This window comes from Pseudomonas sp. NPDC089534, assembly GCF_044749305.1.
GTDB lineage: Bacteria > Pseudomonadota > Gammaproteobacteria > Pseudomonadales > Pseudomonadaceae > Aquipseudomonas > Aquipseudomonas ekonensis.
Genome location: NZ_JBIVHR010000151.1, coordinates 1 through 8226, shown reverse-complemented (window position 1 = coordinate 8226; position 8226 = coordinate 1). Strand labels below are relative to the sequence as shown.

Sequence of the window (8226 nt, the reverse complement as noted above, 5' to 3'; positions counted from 1 at the left end):
CTGGTCAAGTACATGGAGCGGGTGCGTTCGCGCTCCGCCGAGGAGCTCATGCGCGACGCCAACCGCAAGGCCCTGCACGAGGGCGGGCGGGTGGTGTACCTGCACGCCTCCGTCGAGCAGCAGGTCGGGCGCACGTCCCGCGACCGCAACCGTCCGTTGCTGCGTACCGCCGATCCGGAAAAGACCCTGCGCGACCTGCTGGCGATCCGCGACCCGCTGTACCGGGAAATCGCCGATCTGGTGGTGGAAACCGACGAGCGGCCACCGCGCATGGTGGTGCTCGACATCCTCGACCGTCTGCAGCAGCTTCCGCCCCGTTAAAGCGCCGCACGAAATGCGCTATCCTCGGCGTCCCGTCATGCCGCCGGGGGTGTGGCGGATGGCGTGCGAGCGGCGTCTACCGGCAAAGGGCGCGGGCATCCGTTAATTCAGCCATCTTCACTGTGGGGACACATGCAGACACTCAAGGTCGATCTGGGCGAGCGCAGCTACCCGATTCATATTGGCGAAGGCCTGTTGGACCGGCCTGAACTGTTGGCTCCGCATATCCATGGGCGGCAAGTGGCGATCATCTCCAACGAGACCGTTGCGCCGCTCTATCTTGAGCGTCTGACCCGCACTCTGGCGCCGTATTCGGTGATCTCCGTGGTGCTGCCCGACGGTGAGGCGCACAAGAACTGGGAAACCCTGCAGCTGATCTTCGACGGTCTGCTGACCGCCCGTCATGACCGCCGCACCACCGTGATCGCCCTGGGCGGCGGGGTGATCGGCGACATGGCCGGCTTTGCGGCCGCCTGCTACCAGCGCGGCGTCGACTTCATCCAGATCCCCACCACGCTGCTGTCCCAGGTCGATTCGTCGGTGGGCGGCAAGACCGGGATCAACCACCCGCTGGGCAAGAACATGGTCGGCGCGTTCTACCAGCCGAACGTGGTGCTGATCGACACCGCCTCGCTCAAGACCTTGCCGGCGCGCGAGCTGTCCGCCGGCCTGGCGGAAGTCATCAAGTACGGGCTTATCTGCGACGAACCGTTCCTGGCCTGGCTCGAAGACAACGTCGACAAGCTGCGCAACCTCGACCCGCAGGCGCTGACCTATGCCATCGAACGCTCCTGCGCGGCCAAGGCCGCCGTGGTCGGCGCCGACGAGCGGGAGTCCGGCGTGCGCGCCACCCTCAACCTTGGCCATACCTTCGGCCACGCCGTCGAGACCCACATGGGCTATGGTGTCTGGTTGCATGGCGAGGCGGTCGCGGCCGGTACGGTCATGGCCCTGGAGATGTCCGCGCGCCTGGGCTGGATCAGCGCCCAGGAGCGTGACCGCGGCATCCGCCTGTTCCAGCGCGCCGGCCTGCCGGTGGTGCCGCCCGAAGAGATGACCGAGGCCGATTTCCTCGAACACATGGCAATTGACAAGAAAGTGATCGACGGTCGCTTGCGCCTGGTGCTGCTGCGCCGGATGGGCGAAGCGGTGGTGACCGACGATTATCCGAAAGAGGTTCTACAGGCCACGCTGGGAGCGGATTACCGCGCCCTGGCTCAGCTTAAAGGTTGATAGGATTCCGATGACCAGTTTGCATGCCGACGAGGCGTTCCTCGGCCATTTCCAGTTAAGTCACGACCCGTTCGCGCCAAGGGTGCCGGGCTTCAAATTCTTCCCGGCCCAGCGCAAGCCGGTGCTGGGTCAGCTGCACCACCTGGCGCGCTACAGCCAGTTGCTGCTGGTGGTCACCGGCCCCCAGGGCAGCGGCAAGACCCTGTTGCGCCAGGCGCTGGTGGCCAGCACCAACAAGCAGTCGGTGCAGAGCGTCGTCGTCTCGGCCCGCGGCGCCGGCGATGCGGCGGGCGTGCTGCGCCAAGTGGCCCAGGCGCTGGACGTGGCCCAGGCCGAAGTCAATGCGATCCTCGCCCAGGTGGTGCAGCTGGCGCTGACCGGTCAGGAAGTCTACCTGCTGGTGGACGACGCCGAGCAGCTCGACGAGTCGGCCCTCGAGGCCCTGATGGCCTTGGGCGCCGGCGCGCCGGAAGGCCGTCCGCACGTGTTCCTGTTCGGTGAATCGTCGCTGATCGCCCAGCTCGACGCGCTGCAGCTTGAGGAAGAACGCTTCCATGTCATCGAGCTGCAGCCGTACACGGAAGAGGAGACCCGCGAGTACCTCGACCAGCGGCTCGAAGGCGCAGGCCGCGGCATCGAACTTTTCACCGCGGATCAGATCTCTGATATTCACGAAAGCTCCGAGGGCTGGCCGGGCAACATCAACCAGGTCGCCCGCGATGCGATGATCGAAGCCATGATCGCCAGCCGCACTGCGGTCAAGCGTCCAAGTATGGGGTTCAACATGCCGAAGAAACACGTATTGGCGATTTCCGCCGTGGTCGTGGTCGCGGTTGCCGCCGCCTGGCTGATGCCGGGTCGCAGCAAGGCGCCGACCGCCGGTGCGCCGGCCAATGAACAGGCCCAGCTGCCGCTGGGGCAGGGCGGTCAGGGCGGTGCGCCGTCCGTCGAGTTCAACGGCAATACCCAGCCGATGCCGCTGCCGTTGGTCGGCAACTCGCAGCCGGTGATGCGCGGCCCTCTGGCCGAAGCGGCCGGCGGAATCACCGAAGGCGACGACGGCGTGCCTGTCGAAGGCTCCAGCGCCACGCCGCCGACCGTGACCCCCACCGCGCCGCCGGCGGGTGTGCCGGCCGGCCCTGCGCCGACCCCGGTTCCGGTGCCTGTGCCGGTGCCTGCCGCGAAGCCTGCGCCGGCCCCGACCCAGGTCGCCGTCGCCAAGCCTGCCCCTGTCGCACCTGCGGCCAAGCCTGCCCCGGCGCCGGCCAAGCCTGTGGCGGCCGCCAAACCGGCCGAGAAGCCCGCTGAGAAGCCGGTCGCCAAGGCTGCCGGCGGCAGCTGGTACGCCGGCCAGGCGCCGGGCAACTACGTGGTGCAGATCCTCGGCACCAGCTCCGAGGCGACCGCGCAAAGCTTCGTCAAGGAGCAGGGCGGCGAGTACCGCTATTTCAAGAAAGTCCTCAACGGCAAGCCTCTCTACGTGATCACCTACGGCAGCTTCGCCAACCGTGATGCGGCCGTTTCTGCCATCAAGGCCTTGCCAGCGAAGGTTCAGGCTGGTAAACCTTGGCCTCGCACTGTCGCCAGCGTCCAACAGGAACTGGCTACAACTCGCTGAAGATTCGGCGGCCTTACCCAGGCCGCCTCTCCCGGCACCTCAAAATCTCCACGAGTGCGCGCTTCCTCCCAAGGTCGCGTGCCTTGTGGTGTCTGCGTCACAGTAGTCTTTGAGTCGTTGCGGTCAGAACCAAAAAAGTTTTGACTAGCACAGCAGATCGCTTTAAACATTTCACAAACGCGACATGAATTTGCGACATTTCGTCGTCAAATTTGTGAGCCTCTGTGTCGCTGTGTACAATGACCACCCTTTTGCCCCCGCAAAGCCGGCGTACGTTCGGCGCGAGATGCAAGTGGTTGAATTGAAAAGAAATTTGCCTCGAAAAGAGGCAGCCTGGTGAGAAAGTGTCTATGAAAGCAGGTCTGTACCAACCAGATGAATTCAAGGATAACTGCGGCTTCGGCCTGATAGCCCACATGCAGGGCGAGCCCAGTCATACCCTATTGCAAACGGCCATCGAGGCCCTGACCTGCATGACCCACCGCGGTGGGATCAACGCGGACGGCAAGACCGGCGACGGTTGCGGTCTGCTGATTCAAAAGCCTGATGCGTTCCTGCGCGCCATCGCCCAGGAAGCCTTCAGCACCGAACTGCCCAAGCAATACGCCGTGGGCATGGTCTTCTTCAATCAGGATCCGGCCAAGGCCGAAGCCGCTCGCGAAAACATGAACCGCGAGATCCTGGCCGAAGGCCTGCAACTGATCGGCTGGCGCAAGGTGCCGATCGACACCAGCGTCCTCGGCCGCCTGGCCCTGGAGCGCCTGCCGCAGATCGAGCAGGTGTATATCGGCGGCGAAGGCCTGAGCGATCAGGACATGGCGGTCAAGCTGTTCAGCGCCCGCCGTCGCTCGTCCGTGGCCAACGCCGCCGACACCGACCACTACATCTGCAGCTTTTCCCACAAGACCATCATCTATAAAGGCCTGATGATGCCGGCGGATTTGACCGCCTTTTATCCGGACCTCAGCGATGAGCGCCTGCAGACCGCGATCTGCGTGTTCCACCAGCGCTTCTCCACCAACACCCTGCCGAAATGGCCGCTGGCCCAGCCGTTCCGCTTCCTCGCCCACAACGGCGAGATCAACACCATCACCGGCAACCGCAACTGGGCCCAGGCCCGCCGCACCAAGTTCACCAACGATCTGATGGATCTGGAAGAGCTCGGCCCGCTGGTCAACCGCGTCGGTTCCGACTCCTCGAGCATGGACAACATGCTCGAACTGATGGTCACCGGCGGCATCGACCTGTTCCGCGGCGTGCGGATGATCATTCCGCCGGCCTGGCAGAACGTCGAGACCATGGATCCGGACCTGCGTGCGTTCTACGAGTACAACTCGATGCACATGGAGCCGTGGGACGGCCCTGCGGGCGTGGTGATGACCGACGGCCGCTACGCCGTGTGCCTGCTCGACCGCAACGGCCTGCGCCCGGCGCGCTGGGTCACCACCAAAAACGGTTTCATCACCCTGGCGTCCGAGATCGGCGTCTGGAACTACCAGCCTGAAGACGTGCTCGCCAAGGGCCGCGTCGGCCCTGGCCAGATCTTCGCCGTGGACACCGAAACCGGCCAGATCCTCGACACCGACGCCATCGACAACCGTCTCAAGTCCCGCCATCCGTACAAGCAATGGCTGCGCAAGAACGCCCTGCGCATCCAGGCGACCATGGAAGACAACGACCACGGTTCGGCCTTCTACGACGTCGACCAGCTCAAGCAGTACATGAAGATGTACCAGGTGACGTTCGAGGAACGCGACCAAGTGCTGCGTCCGCTCGGCGAGCAAGGCTACGAAGCCGTCGGCTCGATGGGCGACGACACGCCGATGGCCGTGCTGTCCCAGCGCGTGCGCACGCCTTACGACTATTTCCGTCAGCAGTTCGCCCAGGTGACCAACCCGCCGATCGACCCGCTGCGCGAAGCGATCGTGATGTCGCTGGAAATCTGCCTCGGCGCCGAGCGCAACATCTTCCAGGAATCGCCGGAGCACGCCTCCCGCGTGATCCTCAGCTCGCCGGTCATCTCGCCGGCCAAGTGGCGTTCGCTGATGAACCTCGACCGTCCGGGGTTCGAGCGGCACATCATCGACCTGAACTACGACGAAAGCGTCGGCCTCGAAGCGGCGATCCGCAATGTCGCCGACCAGGCCGAAGAGGCCGTGCGCGCCGGCCGCACCCAGATCGTCCTGAGCGACCGCCACATCGCGCCGGGCAAGCTGCCGATCCACGCTTCGCTGGCCACCGGCGCGGTGCACCACCGCCTGACCGAAAAGGGCCTGCGCTGCGACTCCAACATCCTCGTCGAGACCGCCACCGCCCGCGACCCGCATCACTTTGCGGTGCTGATCGGCTTCGGCGCGTCGGCGGTCTACCCGTTCCTGGCCTATGAGGTGCTGGGCGACCTGATCCGCACCGGCGAAGTGCTGGGCGACCTCTACGAGGTGTTCAAGAACTACCGCAAGGGCATCACCAAGGGCCTGCTCAAGATCCTGTCGAAGATGGGCATCTCCACCATCGCCTCGTACCGCGGCGCCCAGCTGTTCGAGGCCATCGGCCTGTCGGAGGAAGTGTGCAACCTGAGCTTCCGCGGCGTGCCGAGCCGGATCAAGGGTGCGCGTTTCGTCGACATCGAAGCCGAGCAGAAGGCCCTGGCGACCGAGGCCTGGAGTCCGCGCAAGCCGATCCAGCAGGGCGGCCTGCTGAAGTTCGTCCACGGCGGCGAATACCACGCGTACAACCCGGACGTGGTCAACACCCTGCAGGCCGCGGTGCAGCAGGGCGACTACGCCAAGTTCAAGGAATACACCTCGCTGGTGGACAACCGTCCGGTGTCGATGATCCGCGACCTGCTCAAGGTCAAGACCCTCGACAAGCCGCTGGACCTTGGCGAGATCGAACCGCTGGAGTCGGTGCTCAAGCGCTTCGATTCCGCCGGCATCTCCCTCGGCGCGCTGTCGCCTGAGGCCCACGAAGCCCTGGCCGAAGCCATGAACCGCCTCGGCGCGCGTTCCAACTCCGGTGAAGGCGGTGAGGATCCGGCGCGTTACGGCACCCTCAAGAGCTCGAAGATCAAGCAGGTCGCGACCGGCCGTTTCGGGGTGACCCCGGAGTACCTGGTCAACGCCGAAGTGCTGCAGATCAAGGTCGCCCAGGGCGCCAAGCCGGGCGAGGGCGGTCAGCTGCCGGGCGGCAAGGTCAACGGCCTGATCGCCAAGCTGCGCTATGCGGTGCCGGGCGTGACCCTGATTTCGCCGCCGCCGCACCACGACATCTATTCGATCGAAGACCTGTCGCAACTGATCTTCGACCTGAAGCAGGTCAACCCCCAGGCGCTGGTCTCGGTGAAACTGGTGGCTGAAGCGGGCGTCGGCACCATCGCCGCCGGCGTGGCCAAGGCCTATGCCGACCTGATCACCATCTCCGGCTACGACGGCGGCACCGGCGCTTCGCCGCTGACCTCGATCAAGTACGCCGGCGCGCCGTGGGAGCTCGGCCTGGCCGAGACCCACCAGACCCTGCGCGGCAACGACCTGCGCGGCAAGGTGCGGGTGCAGACCGACGGCGGCCTGAAGACCGGCCTCGACGTGATCAAGGCCGCGATCCTCGGCGCCGAAAGCTTCGGCTTCGGCACCGCGCCGATGATCGCCCTGGGCTGCAAGTACCTGCGCATCTGCCACCTGAACAACTGCGCCACCGGCGTGGCGACCCAGAACGAGAAGCTGCGCAAGGACCACTACATCGGCACCGTCGACATGGTGGTGAACTTCTTCACCTACGTCGCCGAAGAGACCCGCGAGTGGTTGGCCAAGCTCGGCGTGCGCTCCCTCGAAGAGCTGATCGGCCGCACCGACCTGCTGGACGTGCTCGAAGGACAGACCGAGAAGCAGCACCACCTGGACCTGACCCCGCTGCTGGGCAGCGACCACGTGCCGGAGGACAAGCCTCAGTTCTGCGGCGTGGAGCGCAACCCGCCGTTCGATCAGGGCCTGCTGGCCGAGAAAATGGTCGAAATGGCGACCGCGGCGATCAACGACCTCAGCGGCGCCGAATTCAGCCTGGACATCTGCAACTGCGACCGTTCGATCGGTGCGCGGATCTCCGGCGAAATCGCGCGCAAGCACGGCAACCAGGGAATGGCCAAGGCGCCGATCACCTTCCGCTTCAAGGGCACGGCGGGCCAGAGCTTCGGCGTGTGGAACGCCGGCGGCCTGAACATGCACCTGGAAGGCGACGCCAACGACTACGTCGGCAAAGGCATGACCGGCGGCAAGCTGACCATCGTGCCGCCCAAGGGCAGCGCCTATCAGACTCAGAACAGCGCCATCATCGGCAACACCTGCCTGTACGGCGCCACCGGCGGCAAGCTGTTCGCCGCCGGCACCGCAGGCGAGCGTTTCGCCGTGCGCAACTCCGGTGCCCACACGGTCGTGGAAGGCACCGGCGATCACTGCTGCGAGTACATGACCGGCGGCTTCGTCTGCGTCCTGGGCAAGACCGGCTACAACTTCGGCTCCGGCATGACCGGCGGATTCGCCTACGTGCTCGACCAGGACAACACCTTCGTTGACCGGGTCAACCACGAACTGGTGGAGATCCAGCGGATCAGCGGCGAGGCGATGGAGGCCTATCGCAGCCACCTGCAGAACGTGCTGAACGAGTACGTCGCGGAAACCGACAGCGAGTGGGGTCGTGAACTCGCCGAGAACCTCGACGATTACCTGCGCCGTTTCTGGTTGGTCAAGCCGAAGGCCGCCAACCTGAAATCGTTGCTTTCCAGCACCCGTGCCAACCCGCAGTGATGCGCCTGAAGAGTTTGATGAGGTTTTAACAATGGCTGAACGTCTGAATAACGACTTCCAGTTCATCGATGTCGGGCGCAAGGATCCGAAGAAGAAACTGTTGCGTCAGCGCAAGAAAGAGTTCGTCGAGATCTACGAACCGTTCAAACCCCAGCAGTCGGCCGACCAGGCCCACCGCTGCCTGGGTTGCGGCAACCCGTACTGCGAATGGAAGTGCCCGGTGCACAACTTCATTCCCAACTGGCTGAAGCTGGTAGA

Annotated in this window: 4 protein-coding genes and 1 pseudogene; all 5 read left to right on the top strand. The window is 64.9% G+C overall.

Translation table 11 applies throughout. From position 1 onward, the window contains the following. Positions 1–321, top strand: a 321-nt coding sequence (locus tag ACIP0B_RS27175) for a shikimate kinase (protein WP_400838016.1), incomplete at its 5' end; no start/stop codon positions are given. A gap of 132 nt (positions 322–453) precedes the next feature. Next, the gene (gene aroB, locus ACIP0B_RS27170; RefSeq protein WP_400838013.1) at positions 454–1554 is read left to right on the top strand and encodes a 3-dehydroquinate synthase; all 1101 of its coding nucleotides are present in this window, start codon (positions 454–456) and stop codon (positions 1552–1554) included. A 10-nt stretch (positions 1555–1564) separates the two neighbouring features. After that, positions 1565–3172 (top strand): AAA family ATPase, encoded by a 1608-nt coding sequence (locus tag ACIP0B_RS27165; protein WP_400838010.1) that lies wholly within the window; start codon positions 1565–1567, stop codon positions 3170–3172. Positions 3173–3522: 350 nt separating this feature from the next. Beyond that, complete coding sequence (gltB, locus tag ACIP0B_RS27160; protein WP_400838007.1) at positions 3523–7968, top strand: glutamate synthase large subunit; 4446 nt, start codon at positions 3523–3525, stop codon at positions 7966–7968. 31 nt (positions 7969–7999) lie between these two features. Continuing rightward, positions 8000–8226, top strand: a pseudogene (locus ACIP0B_RS27155) (glutamate synthase small subunit); the annotation flags it as partial.

What these genes read in the sequence shown, in the direction of transcription:
- aroB (WP_400838013.1), top strand. Translation starts at nt 454, where the DNA reads ATGCAGACACTCAAGGTCGATCTGGGCGAGCGCAGCTACCCGATTCAT.
- ACIP0B_RS27165 (WP_400838010.1), top strand. Translation starts at nt 1,565, where the DNA reads ATGACCAGTTTGCATGCCGACGAGGCGTTCCTCGGCCATTTCCAGTTA.
- gltB (WP_400838007.1), top strand. Translation starts at nt 3,523, where the DNA reads ATGAAAGCAGGTCTGTACCAACCAGATGAATTCAAGGATAACTGCGGC.